21 protein-coding genes and 2 riboswitches are annotated in these 20,629 nt (G+C 42.7%); of the genes, 3 read left to right on the top strand and 18 right to left on the bottom strand.

What is annotated here, in order from left to right:
- Nucleotides 1-15: 15 nt before the first annotated feature.
- The 4 genes from fapR to sdaAB all read right to left on the bottom strand — a co-directional run bounded on the left by fapR (nt 16) and on the right by sdaAB (nt 4,536).
- Nucleotides 16-576, bottom strand: coding sequence for a transcription factor FapR (gene fapR / locus BLW54_RS08560; protein ID WP_035505403.1), 561 nt, complete (start codon nt 574-576; stop codon nt 16-18).
- A 344-nt stretch (nt 577-920) separates the two neighbouring features.
- Entirely contained in the window at nt 921-2,957 is a 2,037-nt protein-coding gene (gene recG, locus BLW54_RS08555) for an ATP-dependent DNA helicase RecG (protein ID WP_074733993.1), read from the bottom strand.
- Nucleotides 2,958-2,962: 5 nt separating this feature from the next.
- Nucleotides 2,963-3,847, bottom strand: coding sequence for an L-serine ammonia-lyase, iron-sulfur-dependent, subunit alpha (gene sdaAA / locus BLW54_RS08550; RefSeq protein ID WP_035505407.1), 885 nt, complete (start codon nt 3,845-3,847; stop codon nt 2,963-2,965).
- A 26-nt stretch (nt 3,848-3,873) separates the two neighbouring features.
- Nucleotides 3,874-4,536, bottom strand: a complete 663-nt coding sequence (gene sdaAB / locus BLW54_RS08545) for an L-serine ammonia-lyase, iron-sulfur-dependent subunit beta (RefSeq protein ID WP_035505409.1) — start codon at nt 4,534-4,536, stop codon at nt 3,874-3,876.
- A gap of 220 nt (nt 4,537-4,756) precedes the next feature.
- Here sdaAB and BLW54_RS08540 point away from each other — a divergent pair, with 220 nt between their 5' ends.
- Nucleotides 4,757-6,025, top strand: coding sequence for an NCS2 family permease (locus BLW54_RS08540; protein ID WP_074733991.1), 1,269 nt, complete (start codon nt 4,757-4,759; stop codon nt 6,023-6,025).
- A 66-nt stretch (nt 6,026-6,091) separates the two neighbouring features.
- On the opposite strand, the gene BLW54_RS08535 is transcribed toward BLW54_RS08540, so the two are convergent.
- The 11 genes from BLW54_RS08535 to BLW54_RS08485 form a co-directional block, all read right to left on the bottom strand.
- The gene (locus BLW54_RS08535; RefSeq protein ID WP_051744172.1) at nt 6,092-6,472 is read right to left on the bottom strand and encodes a YuzC family spore coat inner layer protein; all 381 of its coding nucleotides are present in this window, start codon (nt 6,470-6,472) and stop codon (nt 6,092-6,094) included.
- Nucleotides 6,473-6,702: 230 nt separating this feature from the next.
- On the bottom strand, nt 6,703-7,152 hold the full coding sequence (locus tag BLW54_RS08530; RefSeq protein ID WP_074733989.1) for an Hsp20/alpha crystallin family protein: 450 nt from the start codon (nt 7,150-7,152) through the stop codon (nt 6,703-6,705).
- Nucleotides 7,153-7,220: 68 nt separating this feature from the next.
- The gene (gene cysI / locus BLW54_RS08525; RefSeq protein ID WP_074733987.1) at nt 7,221-8,930 is read right to left on the bottom strand and encodes an assimilatory sulfite reductase (NADPH) hemoprotein subunit; all 1,710 of its coding nucleotides are present in this window, start codon (nt 8,928-8,930) and stop codon (nt 7,221-7,223) included.
- Nucleotides 8,931-8,948: 18 nt separating this feature from the next.
- Nucleotides 8,949-10,745, bottom strand: coding sequence for an assimilatory sulfite reductase (NADPH) flavoprotein subunit (locus BLW54_RS08520; RefSeq protein ID WP_035505415.1), 1,797 nt, complete (start codon nt 10,743-10,745; stop codon nt 8,949-8,951).
- A 27-nt stretch (nt 10,746-10,772) separates the two neighbouring features.
- Nucleotides 10,773-11,582: a uroporphyrinogen-III synthase gene (locus BLW54_RS08515; RefSeq protein WP_074733985.1), complete on the bottom strand. Its 810-nt coding sequence runs from the start codon at nt 11,580-11,582 to the stop codon at nt 10,773-10,775.
- On the bottom strand, nt 11,570-12,193 hold the full coding sequence (locus BLW54_RS08510) for an NAD(P)-binding protein (RefSeq protein WP_074733982.1): 624 nt from the start codon (nt 12,191-12,193) through the stop codon (nt 11,570-11,572). The genes BLW54_RS08515 and BLW54_RS08510 overlap by 13 nt, the downstream gene beginning before the upstream one ends.
- A gap of 3 nt (nt 12,194-12,196) precedes the next feature.
- Entirely contained in the window at nt 12,197-12,952 is a 756-nt protein-coding gene (locus BLW54_RS08505) for a sirohydrochlorin chelatase (RefSeq protein ID WP_074733980.1), read from the bottom strand.
- Nucleotides 12,953-12,963: 11 nt separating this feature from the next.
- Nucleotides 12,964-13,740 (bottom strand): uroporphyrinogen-III C-methyltransferase, encoded by a 777-nt coding sequence (gene cobA, locus BLW54_RS08500; RefSeq protein ID WP_074733978.1) that lies wholly within the window; start codon nt 13,738-13,740, stop codon nt 12,964-12,966.
- A 14-nt stretch (nt 13,741-13,754) separates the two neighbouring features.
- Complete coding sequence (cysC, locus tag BLW54_RS08495) at nt 13,755-14,351, bottom strand: adenylyl-sulfate kinase (protein ID WP_074733976.1); 597 nt, start codon at nt 14,349-14,351, stop codon at nt 13,755-13,757.
- Between the two features lie 4 nt (nt 14,352-14,355).
- Nucleotides 14,356-15,504, bottom strand: coding sequence for a sulfate adenylyltransferase (sat, locus tag BLW54_RS08490; protein WP_035505427.1), 1,149 nt, complete (start codon nt 15,502-15,504; stop codon nt 14,356-14,358).
- Between the two features lie 19 nt (nt 15,505-15,523).
- Nucleotides 15,524-16,249 (bottom strand): phosphoadenylyl-sulfate reductase, encoded by a 726-nt coding sequence (locus BLW54_RS08485; protein WP_074733974.1) that lies wholly within the window; start codon nt 16,247-16,249, stop codon nt 15,524-15,526.
- 82 nt (nt 16,250-16,331) lie between these two features.
- Nucleotides 16,332-16,443, bottom strand: a riboswitch (SAM riboswitch).
- Between the two features lie 171 nt (nt 16,444-16,614).
- Nucleotides 16,615-16,712: riboswitch (SAM riboswitch) on the top strand.
- Nucleotides 16,713-16,851: 139 nt separating this feature from the next.
- Between BLW54_RS08485 and BLW54_RS08480 the strand changes: the two genes are divergently transcribed.
- Complete coding sequence (locus BLW54_RS08480; RefSeq protein WP_074733972.1) at nt 16,852-17,742, top strand: sulfite exporter TauE/SafE family protein; 891 nt, start codon at nt 16,852-16,854, stop codon at nt 17,740-17,742.
- 35 nt (nt 17,743-17,777) lie between these two features.
- On the opposite strand, the gene BLW54_RS08475 is transcribed toward BLW54_RS08480, so the two are convergent.
- The gene (locus BLW54_RS08475; protein ID WP_074733970.1) at nt 17,778-19,445 is read right to left on the bottom strand and encodes a DAK2 domain-containing protein; all 1,668 of its coding nucleotides are present in this window, start codon (nt 19,443-19,445) and stop codon (nt 17,778-17,780) included.
- A gap of 31 nt (nt 19,446-19,476) precedes the next feature.
- Nucleotides 19,477-19,839 (bottom strand): Asp23/Gls24 family envelope stress response protein, encoded by a 363-nt coding sequence (locus tag BLW54_RS08470; protein WP_035505436.1) that lies wholly within the window; start codon nt 19,837-19,839, stop codon nt 19,477-19,479.
- Nucleotides 19,840-20,080: 241 nt separating this feature from the next.
- On the opposite strand from BLW54_RS08470, the gene rpmB reads away from it, so the two are divergent.
- A complete protein-coding gene (gene rpmB / locus BLW54_RS08465) occupies nt 20,081-20,269 on the top strand; it encodes a 50S ribosomal protein L28 (RefSeq protein WP_035505437.1) in 189 nt (62 codons plus the stop codon).
- A gap of 254 nt (nt 20,270-20,523) precedes the next feature.
- On the opposite strand, the gene spoVM is transcribed toward rpmB, so the two are convergent.
- Entirely contained in the window at nt 20,524-20,604 is an 81-nt protein-coding gene (gene spoVM, locus BLW54_RS08460) for a stage V sporulation protein SpoVM (protein WP_035505439.1), read from the bottom strand.
- Nucleotides 20,605-20,629: the final 25 nt, after the last annotated feature.

Here is a 20,629-nt window from a genome sequence, read left to right as displayed (position 1 = left end):
TCAATCCATCTCCTTCTATTGATTCGAGCGATACATTTCAAATGTCCCTGCGAACACTTCTTCGTTATCCACAAAACTATGTACATTCACAAGGGTACGGCCTTTTTCGTCTTGCCCTCTGACCATCGCTTTGGCTACCACACGTTCTCCAAGTTTCACAGGCCGAGTAAAAGATATGGTGGAATGGGCTGTAAGAGCAAGCTCATCGTTAATAAGAGCCACAGCTAGTGAATTAGCCTGGGCAAACAAATAATGCCCTCTTGCTATATGATTCCTTGAGAATACGTGCTCTGGCCGGATATCTAATATGGAAATCGCCCTATCATCAAGTTCCAGATCCACCACTTCCCCGATGATTTCTTCTACAGGTAAAGCTTTCACCGTCTCATTCCATTCTTGTGTGGCTACGGACTTAATACGTTCCCGTAATTCTGGAATGCCGAGCTCCATTCTGTCCAATCTTATCGTTTGAATGCTGACCCCGAATGATTTTGCTAGTTCTTCGTCTGTAATGAAGGGGGTATGGTCTATTTTCGTTTTCAGTTCCTCTTGACGTACTTTTTTAGACTTTTTCATACTGATTCCACCGTTCATTTAATCATAAGCGCTGCCTTTATGACTAGGTACTAATAGTAATATATAATACCACATTCATTTACGCAAGGATTAGCTAAAATTCTCTTCCACCATTCCTCTCCATTAGCATTCACCGAAACTCCCATAACAACAAAGAATAATCGAAAAAATAAGTGATTACCCTTAAGGAAAAGGCAAAGGCCCTCAAATAATGAGGGCCTTTGCCTTAGTAATGGTCTTGGAGATATAAAATCCAACCCAAATATTTCTATGACAAACCATCCCGATCATGCTTGGCTATACGCATGATCGGGTGAACGCAGCGCTATTATAAGCTTTTAGCCTTAATCCAACACATTTCCAAGCAAATGTTTATCCCTATATACGTATTCTCTAAGCGTTTTGTATCGTTCATCTTCCTCAAGAGTATTTTCCATAATCATCTCGGCTGCGTCTTTTCTGGCGGTTTCAAGAGCACGATAATCATGAACCATATCTCCTACTTTAAAATCCGGAAGTCCACTTTGCTTTTTCCCAAAAAAGTCTCCTGGGCCACGCAACTTCAAGTCTTGTTCCGAGAGTTCAAAACCATCATTTGTTTCTGTCATGATTCTCATCCGTTCTTTTCCAACATCACCTTGTGGGTCACCAAGCAAGATACAATAGCTTTGATCCGCTCCACGACCCACACGGCCCCTGAGCTGGTGTAACTGAGAGAGACCAAATCTTTGCGCGTCATAAATAACCATGACGGTAGCATTGGGAACATTCACTCCCACTTCTACAACGGTCGTCGAAACGAGAATATTCAGATCATTGGCGGCAAACTGCTGCATGACCTCCTCTTTTTCTTCATTAGGGAGTCGTCCATGCATGAGCCCGACGGATACTTTTGGCTCAAATACTGCGCTCAATTGATTATAGAGTTCAATTGCATTTTGAATATCCAATTGATCGGACTCTTCAATGAGTGGACAGATCACATAGGCCTGGTGTCCTTGATCAATTTCTTTTTGGATAAAACTAAGAACCCTGTTCGTCATTTCTCCTTTGACCCAATAGGTATCGACAGGTTTTCTCCCTGCCGGCATTTCATCGATGACACTTACATCCATATCCCCGAAAGCTGTAATGGCCAGTGTTCTTGGAATGGGTGTGGCTGTCATAAATAAAACATCCGGAGAAAGCCCCTTGTCTCTAAGTCCACGTCTTTGCTGAACACCAAAGCGATGCTGTTCATCGACGATGACGAACCCAAGACTTTGAAACACCACTTCATCTTGTATTAAAGCATGTGTACCGACCAAAATATCGATTTCCTTTTGCTCAACGGCTTCGAGAATTTCTCGACGGCGCTTCCCTTTAATGGAACCAGTCAATAAAGCAACATTAGCTCGTCCTTCAAACATTTCTGCCAGCGAGTGGTAATGTTGTTCGGCAAGAATTTCTGTTGGAACCATCAGCGCTCCTTGATAACCAGCCGTAATTGAGGCATAGAGGGCAATAGCAGCCACTGCGGTTTTACCTGATCCTACATCTCCTTGCAGCAAACGATTCATCCGATGCGGGCTCTTCATATCTTTCAGTATTTCTGCCAGTGAACGCTTCTGCGCAGATGTCAATTCAAAAGGTAAAGACTGGACGAAGGAAGTTAATTCATTATTATTGTATTCCTGTATATGGCCTTTTGTAGATTCACGGTTGTGTTTTCTCAACAATTGCATCTTCAATTGGAAAATCAAAAACTCTTCATATATGAACCGTCGTTTCGCATGCTTAAGCATTACCCTCGTTTCAGGGTAATGCATTTGATGTAAGGCTTGCGTCCGACCGGGGAGTTTATAGGCTAAGGCAAGGTCTTCCGGGAGAATCTCCGGGACTTCCCCGCCGAATTCCTCAAGAGCTGTTTTGATCACTTTTCTTAACGTATGAAGGTTAACCCCTTCTTTTAAAGTGTAGACAGGCTGGATAGGCTCCTGACTTTTGGACTCCCCTTTTTTAAACTGGCTGACTGTCATCTGCAGGCGTTGTTGATCCCACTTTCCAGTAACCGTTACTGTATCCCCTTGATTCAGCTGTTTTTTTGCAAACGCACGATTGAACATCACAGCTTTTACAGCAAAATGGTCGACTTGCAAGGTAAACGTTAAGCGTGATTTTTTCCTCCCATAGAAACTGAGCACTGGTTCTGATGCTACTTCCCCTTCGATGGTAGCTTTTTCATTATGTGTCAATTCTGTAAGCGGTTTGACTTCGTAGGAATCATAGCGATGTGGAAAATAAAAAAGCAAATCCTCCACGGTGAAAAGCCCAAGATCATTTAGTTGGGATTGGAGTTTCTCCCCTACTCCTTTGACATCACTGATCGATCGATGTAACACGTCATTCACTCTTTCTTTAACGAAATTCCGTACACTTTTGCTTCCAGCTCCCGGCCTGTCGGGGTAGCTGCGAGCCCGCCCTGAGCGGTTTCTCTAAAGGCAGAAGGCATGCGTTGTCCGACCTTGTACATGGCATCAATAACTTCATCACATGGAATACGGCTGGTCACTCCTGCAAGAGCCATATCTGCTGCAACAACCGCATTGGATGACCCCATGGCGTTCCTTTTCACACAAGGTACTTCGACAAGTCCAGCAACCGGATCACAAATAAGCCCGAGCATATTTTTTAGTGTAATGGCCATAGCTTCAGCCGATTGTGACGGTGTGCCCCCAGCCATTTCCACAATCGCTGCTGCGGCCATCCCTGCTGCCGAACCTACTTCAGCCTGACAGCCGCCAGCTGCCCCAGAAATGGATGCGTTATTAGCGACGACAAAACCAAATGCCCCCGAAGTGAAAAGATATCGTACCATTTGCTCCCTGGTCGGGTTCAATTGGTTTTTTACCGCAAAAAGTGTTCCAGGTACACATCCCGCGCTCCCGGCAGTCGGAGTGGCACAAATCGTCCCCATCGCTGCATTCACTTCATTGGTAGCCACAGCTTTGCTGACAGCATCCATGAGGAGATGTCCAGATAAGGGGGTGTGGTTTTTCATATAATTTTGAATAAGGACTGCGTCTCCTCCGGTCAATCCACTATGGGATTTAACCCCCTTCAATCCGTCCTCCACGGCTTTTTCCATCACATCGAGGTTCCGCTCCATTTGGGAAAAAACTTGTTCTCTCGACAGTTGTTTTACTTCCATCTCCTGACGAATCATAACTTCGGAAATTTGTATATTTTCACTTTCTGCTAATTCTACGAGTTCTGCAACATTACGAAACATGCGCTCTCTCCTTTCTTCCCATTCAATCAATCTGATATTTTTGCTACTTGAGTAATATGATCTGCACGTTCTAACTCACCCAAAATGGCGTCATCAATATTCTGATCTACTTCAATGACCATCAAGGCTTGTTCCCCTTCTGCCTTTCTGGAGACTTCCATACGCCCAATGTTAATTTGATTCTTTGCTAGAATAGCAGTCGCAGAGGCGATAGCCCCATAACGATCATTGTGGATGAGAAGAATGGCTGGATGACTTCCTGATAGCTTGAGCTCAAAGCCATTCAATTCCGTTATTTCTGCTTTTCCTCCCCCAATGGATATTCCAACGAGTTCGAGTTCCCCATTGTCATCTCCAATTTTCACCCTTGCTGTATTGGGGTGATCTGAATGGGCATCTTCTTCATGAAAACGTATTTTCATTCCATTTTCACGGGCAGTATGGAGTGATTGACTGATGCGTTCATCGTAAGTATCATAGTCCAGCAGTCCTCCGATAATCGCTACATCTGTTCCATGCCCTTTATAAGTTTTAGCAAAAGATCCATATAAATGGATATGAGCATATTTCGGTTCTCTTCCAAACAAGTGACGGGCAGCACGCCCGATCCTGGCCGCACCTGCGGTATGTGAACTTGATGGTCCTATCATGACAGGACCAATAATATCGAATACAGAACGGTATTTCATTAGGATCACCTTCCCCTTTTATCTATATATCAAGAAAGAAAACGCTTTCTATTCTATTATAATCCTATCTTATCTTAACACAAACTGTTGTTCTACACTTCATTTTATCGGAAAATTACTAGATTAACTTGATAGTTTTTTCATTTGAGAGTAAAATAAACGTTTGTGGGTTACTCGGTAACCGGGCGGGAGAGGGATAAATTTCATAGAGGAGATTAAAATGCTCAATCAGCAAAATCAAAAAGTGAGCTGGAAGAAAGAAGGGTTAGCTGGGTTGATCGGTTATTTCACGACGGTTTACATCGTTGCGGTCAACAGTCAAATTCTCGAAAGTGCCGGTCTACCGCTTGAAAGCGGGATGATCGCTACCATTCTTGCCAGTGCACTAGGCTGTTTGATCATGGCCATTTACGCAAATGCGCCTATGGTTCTCATTCCAGGCATGGGTGTGAATGCATTGTTCGCCTACTCTATCGTGGAAGGATCAGGTTTGAGCTTTCAGGAAGGATTAGCTGTCGTACTTGTGGCGTCATTGATTTTTCTAACCACTGCTTTCACGAAACTAGGAGATTGGTTAAAACATGCAATTCCATCATCCTTAAAGCACGCGATTACGGTTGGACTAGGGTTGTTTTTGACCCTCATCGGATTGGAGAAAGGCGGCCTTGTTGTCAAAGGCGAGCACTCATTGATTACACTTGGCAACCCATCTTCAGCCATTGTCATCACTAGCATCCTGACATTGTTTATTGGAATTTTCCTATTCACGAAGAATGTTCCTGGGAACTTTCTGATAACCATGATTGCCGGGACAATCATAGCTCATTTCACAGGTGTACTCGGGGAACGCGGAGATGCTCTGACTCTAAGTGAGCAGTCCTGGGTTTTCCTACCAGATTTCAGCAGTGTGACCCAATTTGGTTTTTGGATGGCTGTTTTCCCACTTGCCATTGTGCTCATTTTCGAGAATATGGGGCTTATTCATGGACAGTTGGATATGCTGGATCAACAAAGTAAATTCAAACGGTCCTATCAAGCCTCCGCATTTTCAGCCCTAACCACAGGATTCCTTGGCACATCACCAACCGTTTCCTCTGCTGAAAGTGCAGCCGTTATTGCTTCTGGCGGGAAGTCAGGAAAAGCAGCTCTTACAATGGCTGTTTTGTTTCTTGGTACCCTCTTTTTTGTCCCTTGGATCTCATTGGTCCCTTCCACAGCGATTGCACCAATCCTTATTATTGTTGGTGCCTTGATGGTTCAAAATATCAAAGAGATTCCATTGGATCAATTGTCTGAAACAATGCCGGCATTCTTGATTATTGTGATGATTCCGTTCACTTATTCCATAGCCGATGGAATGGCATTCGGATTTATCGCTTACCCGATTGTAAAGTTTGCCATTGGAAAGCAACGAGAACTATCGACGCCCGTCGTTCTTATCGCCATGGTCTTTCTCATTGAATTTATCATGCGTACGCTTGGCCATTAAATAAACGGCCCCTCTTAAAGCTCGACACTAAAAAAAGCCCCGGACATCCAAACGTCCGGGGCTTTTTTATCTCCACCTTAAAACCACTACCAATTGACAACACTCCACCTGTTCGTAAGACGAAGTGAGTTGAAGCCTTAAACGATCGGGATTATACTCTGCTTTAAAAGGGGACTCTAATCCAGTACTTTGGATTAAAGTATCGATTTTCGTTTGATCTGCTTCTTGAGCTGCCCCCATAACCTCGTTGGCAAACTCATGGGAATGGCTGATTCTTTCCACAACCTTCCGAGCATCATCCATCAAGCGTTCCATCGATGAAGCAGATTGAACAAACAGATCCTCATCCACCTCAGGATATATTCGATTATACGGCTGCGGATAAGGATGTAAGTACTGACTTGGATTTACAACAGGGATATAATAGGGCACCCATAAAACATACATTTTACCCCTCCCGGAAATTTCCCGTACAAACCCTGGGATTGAATCACCACTCTCCAGACCGTCCCCATTACACATAACTTTTACTAATATATGAGGAAAACGGTAAAAAAGAAGGACCAAACGGGAACATTACTACAAAAATCGGTCTACAGCCCTTTTCCGACCAGCCAACCTCCTTTTTACAGACAAAAAACACCCAGAGCGGATACCCTGGATGTTTTGCTAGACTATTAATGATCATCCACATCAATAACATCAATAGATGACTGGCGTTTCGGAAAGACAATGGTTAAAACATCATCGTTTAACGATGCACTACTCGCTGTGTCTGCAACAGCAAAAGGAAGTGTAAGGACTCTTTCCTTCTGACTGATTGAGTGGGAACGGTTATAGTAATGGGCTTCGTCATCCTTAACCTCATGCAGATATCGGTCTTCCACACGAATTCTTAATTGATTACCCGAGCGGTCAATCCGAATCTGCTCCCGCTTTACATTTGGAAGATAAGATTCAATCGTAACCTCTTTATCCGACTCAAATACTTCCACTGGTATAGTGGATTGTTGAAAAAAATGGTTGACTTGCTTTATGGATTCATCAAAAAAAGAATCCACAGCTTTGACCATTTCCCTAAAACGTTGATCGAACAGGTCCGGTAAATGTTTATGTTTATCATCCATTCCAATTGCACCTCTTTAGCATAAAGTCTCCATTACAACTTATGCACGGTGCCTAGTTTGGTGACACTTCAACTATGGAAGTCCTCTCCAGATTCTACAGCCTTTACATATCCTTTTCGTATCACAAAATCACCAAACTTTTCTTTCGTCTCTCTTTCCTTAGCATAATGAAGGAAAAGAGGTTTTAATTCCTGCAAGATTTCTTCTTCTCCTATGTTCTCACGATAGAGTTTATTCAATCGGTCCCCTGCAAAACCTGCTCCTAAATACATGTTGTATTTGCCGGGTGCTTTGCCTATAAAGCCGATTTCTCCCAGGGCTGGTCTTGAGCAGCTGTTTGGACAACCTGACATCCGAATAACAATTTCTTCTTCCGACAACCCTGTCTCATCAAGGATTTCCTCTATTTTATCAATCAATGAAGGAAGATAACGTTCTGATTCAGCCATCGCTAATCCGCATGTAGGAAGGGCGACACACGCCATAGAGTTTCTTCTTAATGCCGAATTATGGCGTCCATCAGTCATTCCATACGCTTCAATAATCGCCTCAACATCCGCTTTATTTTTTTCACTTACTTTTGAAATGATGACATTTTGATTCGGGGTCAGCCTGAATTCTCCTTCGTGGATTTCAGCAATTTTTCTAAGCCCTTCTTTCAAACGATAATCTTCGCTGTCTTTAATTCTCCCATTCTGAATGAAAAGGGTATGATGCCAATCGCCATCTTCACCTTTGACCCAGCCATAATGATCACCGTTGTGATCAAAAGTGAAAGGTTCCGCTTCCTCTAATGACCATCCAAGTCTTTGATTCAATTCTTGTAAAATCCAATCAGGACCTAATCGGTCCACGGTATATTTAAATCGGGCATTCTTTCGGTCAGACCTATTGCCATAATCACGTTGAATGGTCAGCACCTTTTCCGCTACTTCAGTGATCCGGTCGGCCGGACAAAAGCCAATCACACGCCCAAGTTGAGGATACGTATTGGTGTTCCCATGGGTCATCCCCATTCCCCCACCAATAGAAACGTTAAATCCGAGAAGTTCTCCCCCTTTAATAATCGCAATAAAACCAAGATCCTGAGAGAAAACATCGACATCATTGGAAGGTGGAACAGCCAAGCCGATCTTAAATTTACGTGGTAAGTAATGAGGTCCATAAATCGGCTCCTCTTCTTTCCCATCCACGATTTTTTCTTCGTCCAGCCAGATTTCATGATAAGCCCTTGTTTTCGGGAGGAGGTGTTCACTCACTCTCTTGGCCCAATCATGAACTTCTGCATGAATAGCGGATTGATCTGGATTGACATTGGACATCACGTTCCGATTCACATCACCACATGCGGCTATGGAATCCATTAACGCTTCATCCATCGCCTGGATACTTTTCTTCATATTCCACTTTAGAATACCGTGTAATTGAAATGTCTGCCGTGTTGTCAATTTTATTGTACCGTTTCCATACGCATCAGCAAGCGAATCCATTGTCAACCACTGTTCTGGGGTAGCAACCCCTCCTGGGAGACGAACGCGGACCATAAATTGATAGGCAGCTTCGAGCTTTTGTTTCTTTCTTTCTGTCCTTAAATCTCGATCATCTTGCATATAACTACCATGGAATTTTAATAGCTTGGTATCTTCTTCCGGGATACTCGCACTAATAGGGTCTTGAAAACTTTCTACAAGGGTCCCCCTCAAATAGCGACTATTTTCCTTAATTCTTTCCATTTCATCCGGTGGACCTTCCGGCCGTAATGTTTTTGGATTGCTCATCGTTTTCCCCTCCTTCGATCAATATACATCCCTTTGATATCGTTTTGTTTGGCGTAATTCCGCCACATAACTTTCGGCTTGATCAGGAGACATATTTCCTTCCTTTTCTACTATAGAGACAAGTGTCTCGTGGACATCTTTTGCCATATATTGCTCATCCCCGCAAACATATACATGCGCCCCTGATTCCATCCATTCAAAAAGCTCTTTGCTATTTTCATGAAGGCGGTGCTGCACATAAACTTTTTCTGAGGTATCTCTTGAAAAGGCGACATCCATTTTGGTCAGTACACCTTCCTTCAACCATCTCTGCCATTCTATTTGGTAAAGGAAATCTGTGACAAAGTGCTGTTCACCGAAGAAAAGCCATGCCTTTCCCGAACTCTCTGTCTCTTCCCTCTCCTCAAGAAAGGAGCGGTAAGGAGCGACACCTGTTCCGGCTCCGATCATAATAATCGGTACGGAAGGATCTTCTGGCAGCTTAAAGTTCTGATTCTTTTGGACAAACACGGAAAGCTGATCACCTATTTCTGTTCGCTCGGCACACTGTCCTGAACAGACGCCTGTTCTTTTACGTCCGTGTGAATCATATCTCACTGTACCAATCGTTAAATGAACTTCATCAGGGTTTGATTTCAGACTGCTGGCAATAGAATAAAGCCGGGCGGGAATTTTTCGCAAGGCCGCCAACAAGTCTTCCGCTCGGGCTTCCCATGGACCATAATCCCTGATTAGATCAAGCAAATCTCTCCCATATATATAGTTGCTTACTTTTTCTTTGGATTGGAGAAGGTTATGGAATTCTTGGTTTTGTGTAAAAGCAGCAAACTTCTCTAATAATGGTTTGGTCAAAACGGTGATTTCAAAATGAGAGATTAAGGCTTCTCGTAATGCACGGACTTCTCCATCTTTGTTGACGATAATAGATAAATCCGGGTCCCATCCCATCTCTTCAATAATGGCATCGACAAGAGCTTCGTCATTTTTAGGAAATACGCCTAAACTATCTCCGGGTTCGAATTTTAAGTTTGAGCCTTCAAGATCGAGTTCTATATGACGGGTTTCCTTATTGGACCCTCGGCCATTTAAATTAATGTTTTCTAAAACTTCGGCTTGAAAAGGATTCTTCTTAGAAAAAACCGGTTGATCTGTAACAGTCGCAGCCACCTGACTCAAGGCAGGTGATTCTTTTTGAGATTGATCAAGCTGATTGAACACAGCCTCCCACCATGCTTCGGCATCCTCTTCGAAATCCAAATCACAGTCCACTCGAGGATGAATGCGCTCAGCTCCAAGTTCAGCTAAACGTTCGTCTATTTCTTTACCTGTTTGACAGAAGAATTCGTAAGAACTATCCCCAAGTGCGAGAACTGAATAACGAACTCCGTCTAACTTAGGTGCGCGCTTACTGTATAGAAATTCATAAAAAGTTAAGGCATTATCGGGTGGATCTCCATCTCCATGCGTACTCGTCAAAATGATAAGATCTTCTTCATTTTTCAATGATTTTGTTTTGTAATCATCCATGTCTGATAGTTTAACCGTAAACCCTTTATCCTTTAAATGTTGGGTGAATTCTTCGGCCAACCCCTGACAATTACCCGTGTGTGACCCATATAATATGGTTACTTGCCGGGAAGCTGTGGATTTCTCCGTTGTCTGGACGGAGTTACCTGCAGGTACAGATGGCGCCTGAGCGGCTGCTAAGTAACCACTTAACCAAATTTTCTGTCGATCATCCAGGGTCAAGAGCAGCTGGTTTAATAATTCCGTTTGCTCTTGATTAAAAGGACTGTTCATCACTTGCAATTCCATTCTAAACACCTCCATGTTTTTTATTTATCACAACTGAGTAGAGGGCTGAAAGTAACGATCAAGTTCTACAACCATCGCCCCCATTTTTGACTTTGCAGGCTGGAGAACTTTTTGCACTCCTATATTTTCCAGCTCCTGAGCGGTGACTTTTCCAACAGCGACCGCTAGAACATCCTGATTAAAGGATTCTGCTAATTTTTCCTTATCGATCCCTGAATCCACCAAATTCCTTACTTGAGTTTTACTCGTGAACACGACTGCATCGAGTTGAGAAGAAACAACCTCATTGAATAAACCCTTTACAACGTCAGGTGATGGAGCATGGAAGGCATATGGATTGGAAATATAAACAGCATAGCCTTTGCGCTCGAGCAATTCTCTCAGCAGTACCTGATCTTCGTTATAGGTTTGCATAAAGACACAGGATACCCCTTGTTGTTCGGCGGGGGGCATTTGATGCAACAAGTCATCCATTGTTCCATCATCGGCCATTAAGTCTGCTTTCAGCTGATTGCCCCTCAACCAATCCATTGTTTTCGAGCCACGAACGGCAAGTTTCTCCTTCTTTAGTTTTTTTATAAAATCATTCCTCATCTCGTGGTCCAGACAAGCATTTTCCAGGGTGTTCACGCCTATGCCTGTAGTCAAAACCACCCAATCGAAAGGTTCATTTAAATAATGCGTCACATTCCTTAATGAGATATCTTCATTCAATACTTGCTTTCCTTGGATCGGAAAGGAAAATGGTTTTCCTTCCATATTTCGAATCAGTTGTGCAATCGCTTCTCCCCTGCGGTCTGCTGCAATTCCAATTCGTTTGTTTTTTAAATTTCCCACACTCTCCCACCTTCCTTATGTATTTTACAAATAATTTCACGTTGTCTTTCCGGTTGTTGGTAGGAAGGATCGAGCACTTCTTCCAAGTAAGCCTGTTTACGTTCCTTACTCATATCCGTGTGCTTGACTATTTGTCTGCACTCATATAAAAAATCAATATACTGTTCGTACTGAGAAGGAAAATATTCCTCGAACTGTTTTTTTAAGCGTGAAACAAGCTTTGGACTCGCACCGTGGGTTGTGATAGCTATCGAAAGCCTCCCTCTTGAGACTTGCGCAGGAAAATGGATATTTCCTCCCTCTCCCCCATCGGCTCTATTCACCAACGGCACATGAGAAGCACAGGCTGTAATCCGATCGTTTTCTTTTCGATTATCGGTCGCAATGACAAGAAGAAATACACCGTCTAAATCAGTTGGAACAAATTTTCGTCGAACCCAAGAAATGTGCCCTTCTTCTTTCATCTGTCTTAATTCATTCGTCAGAGTGGGGCTGATCACCGTTATATCTGCTTTTTGTTCATGTAAAACTGCTGCCCTTTTGGTCGAAACGCGACCTCCCCCGACGATCGCCACCTTTCTATCATCGAGTTGAAAAGAAAAAGGGATCATCTCCTAATCCACTCCTTCTAAATAGGAAGCTTTTCTCATACCTTCCAGCACCCGATCGGCCACCGCGTGAATCATGTTCGGATGGTCCTTTAAATAAGAGGTCAAATAAACGTTATTCCCCTGGCTGCAAGCTTCTTGAACAACGGTTTTCATCGATTCATAGAGCACACCAGTGAAAAGCAAATAGGGAACGACCAATGTTTTTTCATTTATTTTCATAGATTTCTCCAAAGCATCCTGAAAACGTGGAGATATTGCAGCTAGATAGGAAGTTTCTATTTTTTTAAAATGGAGCTTTTCTTTTAAAAGTACTGCTATCGACTCAATTGACTTTTTGGTGTCCGGGTGACGACTTCCCCTGCCGACAAGGATGATATTCACCGTCTCATCCAGCTCTTGAGGAATGGCGTCAATACGATCCACCAACACGTCAACGATCCTATCTTGGATTCCCAACGGTTGACCATAGGTAAAGGAAACATGGGGGTATTTTTCCTTCGCCTTATGAATCTCCTCAGGAATATCCTGATAGTAATGGCCCGCGCTTAAGAGTAAAACAGGAAGGATGACAATCTTTGTGGCTCCCTTTTGCACAAGCCTGTGAATGCCTTCCAAGACATCAGGATCAGCTAATTCCAGGAAACAAATCTCATACGTTTCAATAAACACGTTTTTTTGGACGTTCGTAAGGAATTGTACAGCCTCACTCTCCGTCTCCTTCCATCGACTTCCATGACTGATATATAAAACTGCTTCCATCTCGATACCTCCTATCCAACATCAGATCTTACTTCGACACATTCTTCCCTGATGGAGGATTCAAACCACTGCAGCTTATCCCTCAATTGAACGACATCTCCCACAACAATCATGGCCGGGTTTTGAATCGATTCTGCCTTTGTCATAATCGTTTCAATCGTACCGGTAACAGTCTTTTGCTGTTCCGTTGTTCCCCATTGGATCAAGGCGATTGGAGTTTTTTGTGAACGTCCATATTTAACGAGACGTTCACAAATATCAGGTAACTTCTTCACTCCCATATAGATACACAATGTATCCATACTTTTCACCACACGCTCCCAATATTCTTCTTCATCCTCCCCCTGTTTGTTCACCCCTGAAATGAAAGCAACAGAGGAGCTATAGTCTCTATGAGTGACTGGGATTCCTGCATAGGCAGGCGCTGCGATTCCTGATGTTACACCAGGAACAATTTCGAATGGAATGCTCCGTTTAGCCAATTCTTCCGCTTCTTCTCCCCCCCTGCCAAATACAAAGGGATCCCCGCCTTTCAAACGAGTCACCGTTTTACCTTGCAGGGCATATTTGCAGAGCAAGTGATTAATTGTCGTCTGGGAAAGGGCGTGATGATTCGGTTGCTTCCCACAGAACACAAGTTCCGCCCCTTCCTTCGCTTCATCCAGCAGTTCCTGATTAATTAAACGGTCATATAAAATGACGTCTGCTTCTTGGATAGCTTTTAACCCCTTGATGGTAATCAATTCATAATCTCCTGGACCAGCACCGACAATATAAACTTTTGACATCATCTATATCTCCTTTAGTCCACCCATTTTTTATCTTGTAACAGCTTTACTAACTGATCGACACAACTTGTCACTTCTAAATCGCCAGAGTTTATGACAATTTCAGGATTCTTTGGAGCCTCATACGGTGCATCAATCCCTGTAAACCCTTTAATTTCCCCATTCCGAGCTTTTTGGTATAAGCCTTTAGGGTCACGTGCTTCACATTCTTCCAAAGGACAATCCACATAAACTTCTATAAAATCTCCTTTTGGAAGGGAAGCTCTTATTTTATCCCGATCCTTCTGATAAGGAGAAATAAATGCGACAAGCACAATGGTGCCGCTATTCGCAAATAATTTTGCCGTTTCGCCTATACGACGAATGTTTTCCTCTCTATCCGCTTCAGAAAAGCCAAGGTCTGCATTCAGACCATGGCGGACATTGTCGCCATCGAGCACATATGTTTGCAAGCCTTTTTCATGCAACCGTTGATTTAAAAGATTAGCAATGCTTGATTTTCCAGATCCGGAGAGTCCTGTTAACCACAGCACCCCACTATGATGTCCATTCATTTTTCGATAATCTTCGGTTTTTACCGCTTCTTCATGCCAGGTAATATTGGTGGCCATCTCTTCATCCCCTCGCTTCTACCGGTTTTTTTTGCAAACCTTCAATTAACACCTCGACAACTTCCGGACGACTGAATGTTTTTGGTGGTTTTTCTCCATTTCGGAGCAGCTCTCTTACTTTTGTACCCGATAAAATCATGTGGTGTTCCTTATCATGAGGGCACGTTTTGTGTGACGCCATCGCTTCACATGCCTTGCAATAAAAACTGTGTTCAAAAAACATAGGGGTAATTTCAAGTTCCCCTTCTTCATAGTGACTGAAGATTTTTTGGGCATCGTAGGTTCCATAATAATCTCCTACACCGGCATGATCACGCCCAACGATGAAATGAGAACAACCAAAATTCTTTCTTACGATCGCATGAAAGATCGCTTCCCTCGGACCTGCATAACGCATAGCCGCATTGAAAACGGCCAGTGTCACCCTGTCTTTCGGATAATAGTGATCTAAAAGAACTTGGTAGCTTTTCATCCTCACATCGCTTGGGATATCATCACTTTTAGTTTCACCGACGAGTGGATTCAAGAATAAACCGTCAACGGTTTCAAGGGCTGCTTTTTGAATGTATTCATGAGCGCGATGGACAGGATTCCTCGTCTGAAAGCCCACAACCTTCTTCCATCCACGCTCTTGAAAGAGTTCCCTGGATTCAACAGGGTCTAAATAAAATTGCTTCCCGTGTTCATACGCTGGCTTTTGGTAAACTTCAATTTCTCCAGCAACATACCAATCTGGACGGTCAAACAATTTCTTGACCCCTGGATGGGCACGTTCTGTTGTTAAATACACCTTTTCGGCTTCTTTTTCTTTATCTGGTTTATAAATCTCTGTAATTTTAATCAAACCGTAGACGGTCCCATCCTTGACAAGCTGTGCTGCTTCACCGAGGGTTTGTGCCTGCTGTTCCGGCACTGGAAGGGTTATCGGAATGCTCCAGGGCGTATGATCCGCCAAACGAAGATCGTTAACCACTGACTCATAATCTTCTTTGTTTAAAAAACCTGTGAGAGGACTGTAGGCCCCATTCGCTATTAATCCAATATCGCTCAAGGCCATCGCATCCAGTTCAATTTGATCCTCTGGTAAAACTGCTGGTTGTTCATTGCTCCATCTATTAATCAACTTTCCTCCGTGTGGTGAAATGATAGTCATATCAAACGCCTCCTTAACATTATTCACTTGCAGTGTTTGTCGTGTGTAAACCACATTCGGTTTTGTTTAAACCTTTCCACCTTCCAGATCGGTCTCCATCTGCTGCCTGGGCCGTACATGGAATACAACCGACACTTGGATAATTTTGATCGTGCAATTCATTGTAATCCAAGCTATTTAGTCGGATATAAGACCATACGTCTTCCCATGTCCAGTAAATAAGAGGGCATACCTTGATGGACTTAAACCTTTCATCTTTATTAACAAAATTTGTTTTACTTCGGCTAGGCGATTGCTCTCGTCTCAAACCAGAAAGCCAAGCCGTGGATCCAGAAATAACCTCTTCGAGCGGTTTTATCTTCCGAATATAGCAACATTGATCTGGGTTCCTCTTCCAAAGAGCCGATCCATACTGCTCTGCCTGCTCTTCCACAGTGATTGGTGGTTTTTTCATTGTGATTTGTAGTTTCGGATACCTTTGTTTCACTTTTTCAATTAATTGATAGGTCTCCTCAAAGTGTAGACCTGTATCCAGAAAAACAACTCTTGCTTCCGGGGCTGCTTTTGAAATCAGATCAATGAGAACGATTCCTTCAGCACCAAAACTACAAGCATAGACGATGTCCTCATATTGTCCATAGGCCCATTGAATGACTTCCTGAGCACCCTTTGTTTCATCTTCCGGTTGAAAATCCTCAAATGGATCTTTCGTGAAACGCTCATAAGTGGGAGCTTGTTGACCCATAAGTTCCTCCTTCCTAAACAAAAATGCCTCTCTTCTGTGATAAGAAGAAAGGCATTCACTTGTTTAAAGTAAATGAACATTCTCCTTATCTTTCCAAGTGATCAACACTTGCTGGAATTGGCACAGTATCTGTTTTCATCAAACCCGTTGCCGAGGTTTCTAAGGGCCAGTCCCTCCACCTCTCTAGATAAGAAAAAGGTATAAAGTTTTTTAAAAATAGTATTGATTAAAATCTTATGCTCCTTTTTAGAATATGTCAATGCTATTTTGAAAAATTACAATTTTTCTGTTTATTTCATTTGAAAGTATTGACAAATAAGGTAGCTTCCTTTAGCTTTGAAAGTATTCTTCACACAAATTAAACATCCTTATAAAGAGACGGGGGAAGAAACTGGTCTAATGATCCCGCAGCAACCTTCCGTAAGGTGCTCAATCCAGCAGATGCAAATCTGAAAGATAAGGAGAGGACAGTGGACACCTCTTCTCTATGGAAGGGGTATTTATTTTGGAATAAAAAATTTTTGTACATAAAACCAAGTAAGTCTATATGATTAATTAAAGGCAAGGATTGAAGAGCCTTTTACAAAAAAAGGAGAGGTACCATGCAAAAATTATTAACATTCGCTTTGATTGCTTTTTTGACACAAATGATGGACGGAGCTCTCGGAATGGGATTTGGTCTGACCTCTTCCTCTATTCTACTCGCCTATGGTCTTGCGCCAGCTGTTGCATCGGCATCTATTCATATGTCACAAATCGCAACAACAGCCGCCTCAGGATATTCTCATTATAGGTTTGGAAATGTAGATTTGCGTCTTGTCGTCTTGTTGGCTGTGCCAGGAGCCCTAAGTGCTTTTTGCGGCGCTGCATTTCTTAGTCATATCTCTGGAGAAATCATCCGACCTTATATCTCTATTTTTCTCCTAGGACTAGGGGTCTATATTCTGGTACGTTTTTTAATGATGAATCAACAAACCAAAAAAACTACACCCACTCGTAAATTAAAAAAAGTTTTCTTAGTGCCACTTGGCATGATCGGAGGTTTTTTGGATAGTGTCGGCGGCGGAGGATGGGGACCTGTGAATACCCCCGTTCTTCTCTCCAGGTCGGGGATGGCTCCAAGAAAAGTAATCGGAACGGTTGATACTAGTGAATTTCTGGTAACGGTTTCAGCAACTCTCGGTTTTCTCATTTTCCTAGGATGGGAGCAGCTTAGCTGGCTTTTAGTGTGGTCCTTCATAATCGGAGGTGTAGTGGCAGCCCCCATCGCTGCCTGGCTTGTCAAACTGCTTCCTTCTACTATTCTGGGCGTGCTGGCTGGTGGCTTTATTATCCTTACGAATGCACGTACCCTTTTACATTCGCTCCATTTAGAAGATACGACGACAGCCTTGGTTTACACAGTCCTCATTAGCAGCTACATCCTTGTCATTCTGCATTCTACGAAAAAGCATTTGAAATTCAAACAAACCTTTGTGCGAAAACAAGCATAAAAAAAGCGCAGCATGGAGCTGCGCTTTTTGACATGTTATTCAATTGAAAAAATGTAGGAATAAATCGGCTGGCCACCATTATGAATTTCTACTTCTACATCCTCAAAGTTTTCTTCCATATAGGCTTCAAGATCAGCTACTTCTTTTTCATCAACCTCTTCACCTGTCAATATAGTCAGGATTTCGTCCTCATCTTCGTCGATCATTTGATCTAACAACGTTTTTGCTGTTGTCAAGACATCTTTGTCTGTTACAGAAATTTTACCATCCGCAATTCCCATAAAATGATCTTTTTCAATATTTAATCCATCAATTTGCGTATCTCTGACAGCATAGGTGATTTGACCCGTCTTTACTTCAGCCATCAGACTACCCATTTCCTGTTTATTCGTTTCAATATCCGCTTCTGGGTTGAAGCCTAACATGGCACTCATCCCTTGAGGAATAGTTTTTGAAGGAATAACCGCAACTTCTACATCTGCGATTTCAGCCGCTTGTTCCGCAGCCATGACGATATTTTTGTTATTCGGCAAAACGAGCACGCGCTTCGCGGAAGCTTCTTTAATGGCTTCAGATAAATCCTGGGTGCTAGGGTTCATTGTCTGTCCCCCCTGAATGACAACCGTGGCCCCAAGACTTTCAAACAATTTCTTAATGCCATCTCCCATGCTTACCGTAACGATTCCGTATTCTGCTTTCTTTTGAGATTGAGGCTTGGCTTTCTTTTTCTCACTGACGATGGATGTATGCTGTTCACGCATATTCTCAATCTTCATATTGACCAAACTGCCATACTTTTGGCCAAGCGTCATTGCCTCACCAGGATACTCAGCATGAACATGAACCTTAATCAACTCTTCATCCGATACCACAAGTAAAGAATCCCCGATCTGACTTAAATCACGACGGAAGGCTTCTTCATCATACGGATTCTCGGCAAGTTTCTCTTCTTCGAATTTGACCATGAATTCTGTACAGTACCCAAATTCGATGTCTTCTGTATTCATGAAATCCTGATTAAGTTTATGGTGTTCCGCATTAACCATATCATCCATAGAAACCGTCTCTTCTAAATCAGGAAGCTCTTCTCCTTTTAAATTAGCAAGAAACCCTTCATAAATAGTGACAAGGCCTTGTCCACCACTATCAACAACACCTACTTCTTTTAATACAGGCAGAAGTTCAGGCGTTCCTTTCAATGATTCTTTGGCGATCTTGACCACACCTTCCATAAATGGAAGGAAGTCAGGTTCATTCTCTGCTATTTCAACGGAAGCTTCAGCAGCTTCTCTGGCTACAGTGAGAATGGTTCCTTCTACGGGTTTCATCACAGCCTTATAAGCTGTTGTCACACCACCTTGAAGGCCTTCTGCGAAACCCTTGGTTGTCAGGACTTCTTTCTCTTCTACTGCTTTGGAGAAGCCCCGGAAAATCTGAGAAAGAATCACACCTGAATTTCCACGAGCCCCCATTAATAAACCTTTAGATAGAGACTTCGAAACAGTTCCAGCATGATTCTTATCAACCGAGCGTACCTCTTCGGCTCCAGAAGTCATGGACAAATTCATATTCGTCCCTGTATCACCATCCGGAACAGGGAAAACGTTCAAAGCGTCAATCATTTGAGAGTTCTGCTTCAGGTGCTGAGCCCCTTGCAAAATCATTTCGGCAAGCGTTTTGCCGTCTAACTTTTGTAACGTCACACTTACTTCCTCCTTTGACTACAACCGATATCTATTCAGTTGTCACACGGACTCCCTGAATAAAGATATTCACAGAGTCTACGGACAATCCGACTGTTTTGTTTAGTGTATATTTCACTTGTGATTGAACATTATGAGCCACTTCCGAAATTTTTGTTCCATAGCTCACAATAATGTACATATCTATGTGGAGGCGATCTTCATCCTGTCTCACAACGACCCCTTTAGAAAAATTCTCTTTACGGAGCATTTCAGATAAACCGTCACGGATCTGATTTTTGGATGCCATCCCGACAATCCCATAACATTCTACAGCCGCTCCTCCGGCAATCGTTGAAATGACTTCATTGCTAATAGTAATATGACCATATTGGTTATTTAAATCAACGGACATATAGATCCTCCTTTATAATCCTCATTATTCCTACCCTATTATAACACAAACTTGTTTAATGAATTTGTGTTCAAAAGCAAGAAAATGACGTGGATTTCCCTACTATACTTTGTAACAATTCATTAGTTCTGTCAAGAAAAAATTCTTGATATAATTCTTACTAGATTATTGCAAAGCATTTTTCTATATGATAAAGTTACTAAGTATCTGATGATTTATGTATGTAACAGGAGGGATTTTCATGGCACGCAGAAGTGTTTTATCTGGTAAAGGTACACGTTCAGGTAACCACCGTTCACACGCGATGAACGCTAATAAACGTAAATTCAAAGCAAATGTACAAAAAGTTCGTATCCTTGTGGATGGCAAGCCGCAAAAGGTTTACGTTACCGCACGTGAACTTAAATCCGGCAAAGTACAACGCGTATAATCGCCTTTTCGCTTAGCGGAAACGGCTCACAAAAAAAGCACCCGGGACCGGGTGCTTTTTTGTGTGTACATTAGGGAAACGGGCCATCATCGAACAGTTCCGAGGCTCAGCCCATGGTTACATCGGAACTCCTGCATTCACATACGATCTCTTCAGCTTTAGTGGCCAGCTAAAGCGATGTTCATAAGCTATCCGTCCACACAAGACACCGATAAAAAAGTCGACTTAAGCCAGCCCCACTTCCGCTATTGATCCTAATCTTTTTTAAATGTACTTATGACTGCGCGCACGAGACCCCCAACAAATCGTGGGAGTTTGATGGTATAAAATTTCAAAGAGCCCCCTCCTCCTATATGAACT

Source organism: Halobacillus karajensis (genome assembly GCF_900108515.1).
Taxonomy (GTDB): domain Bacteria; phylum Bacillota; class Bacilli; order Bacillales; family Halobacillaceae; genus Halobacillus; species Halobacillus karajensis.
This window is presented reverse-complemented; position numbering and strand designations above follow the sequence as displayed.

Coding starts and splice junctions, on each gene's coding strand:
- fapR (WP_035505403.1), bottom strand. CDS start 576: ATGAAAAAGTCTAAAAAAGTACGTCAAGAGGAACTGAAAACGAAAATA.
- sdaAA (WP_035505407.1), bottom strand. CDS start 3,847: ATGTTTCGTAATGTTGCAGAACTCGTAGAATTAGCAGAAAGTGAAAAT.
- sdaAB (WP_035505409.1), bottom strand. CDS start 4,536: ATGAAATACCGTTCTGTATTCGATATTATTGGTCCTGTCATGATAGGA.
- BLW54_RS08540 (WP_074733991.1), top strand. CDS start 4,757: ATGCTCAATCAGCAAAATCAAAAAGTGAGCTGGAAGAAAGAAGGGTTA.
- BLW54_RS08535 (WP_051744172.1), bottom strand. CDS start 6,472: ATGTATGTTTTATGGGTGCCCTATTATATCCCTGTTGTAAATCCAAGT.
- BLW54_RS08530 (WP_074733989.1), bottom strand. CDS start 7,152: ATGGATGATAAACATAAACATTTACCGGACCTGTTCGATCAACGTTTT.
- cysI (WP_074733987.1), bottom strand. CDS start 8,930: ATGAGCAATCCAAAAACATTACGGCCGGAAGGTCCACCGGATGAAATG.
- BLW54_RS08520 (WP_035505415.1), bottom strand. CDS start 10,745: ATGGAATTGCAAGTGATGAACAGTCCTTTTAATCAAGAGCAAACGGAA.
- BLW54_RS08510 (WP_074733982.1), bottom strand. CDS start 12,193: ATGATCCCTTTTTCTTTTCAACTCGATGATAGAAAGGTGGCGATCGTC.
- BLW54_RS08505 (WP_074733980.1), bottom strand. CDS start 12,952: ATGGAAGCAGTTTTATATATCAGTCATGGAAGTCGATGGAAGGAGACG.
- cobA (WP_074733978.1), bottom strand. CDS start 13,740: ATGTCAAAAGTTTATATTGTCGGTGCTGGTCCAGGAGATTATGAATTG.
- cysC (WP_074733976.1), bottom strand. CDS start 14,351: ATGGCCACCAATATTACCTGGCATGAAGAAGCGGTAAAAACCGAAGAT.
- sat (WP_035505427.1), bottom strand. CDS start 15,504: ATGACTATCATTTCACCACACGGAGGAAAGTTGATTAATAGATGGAGC.
- BLW54_RS08485 (WP_074733974.1), bottom strand. CDS start 16,249: ATGGGTCAACAAGCTCCCACTTATGAGCGTTTCACGAAAGATCCATTT.
- BLW54_RS08480 (WP_074733972.1), top strand. CDS start 16,852: ATGCAAAAATTATTAACATTCGCTTTGATTGCTTTTTTGACACAAATG.
- BLW54_RS08470 (WP_035505436.1), bottom strand. CDS start 19,839: ATGTCCGTTGATTTAAATAACCAATATGGTCATATTACTATTAGCAAT.
- rpmB (WP_035505437.1), top strand. CDS start 20,081: ATGGCACGCAGAAGTGTTTTATCTGGTAAAGGTACACGTTCAGGTAAC.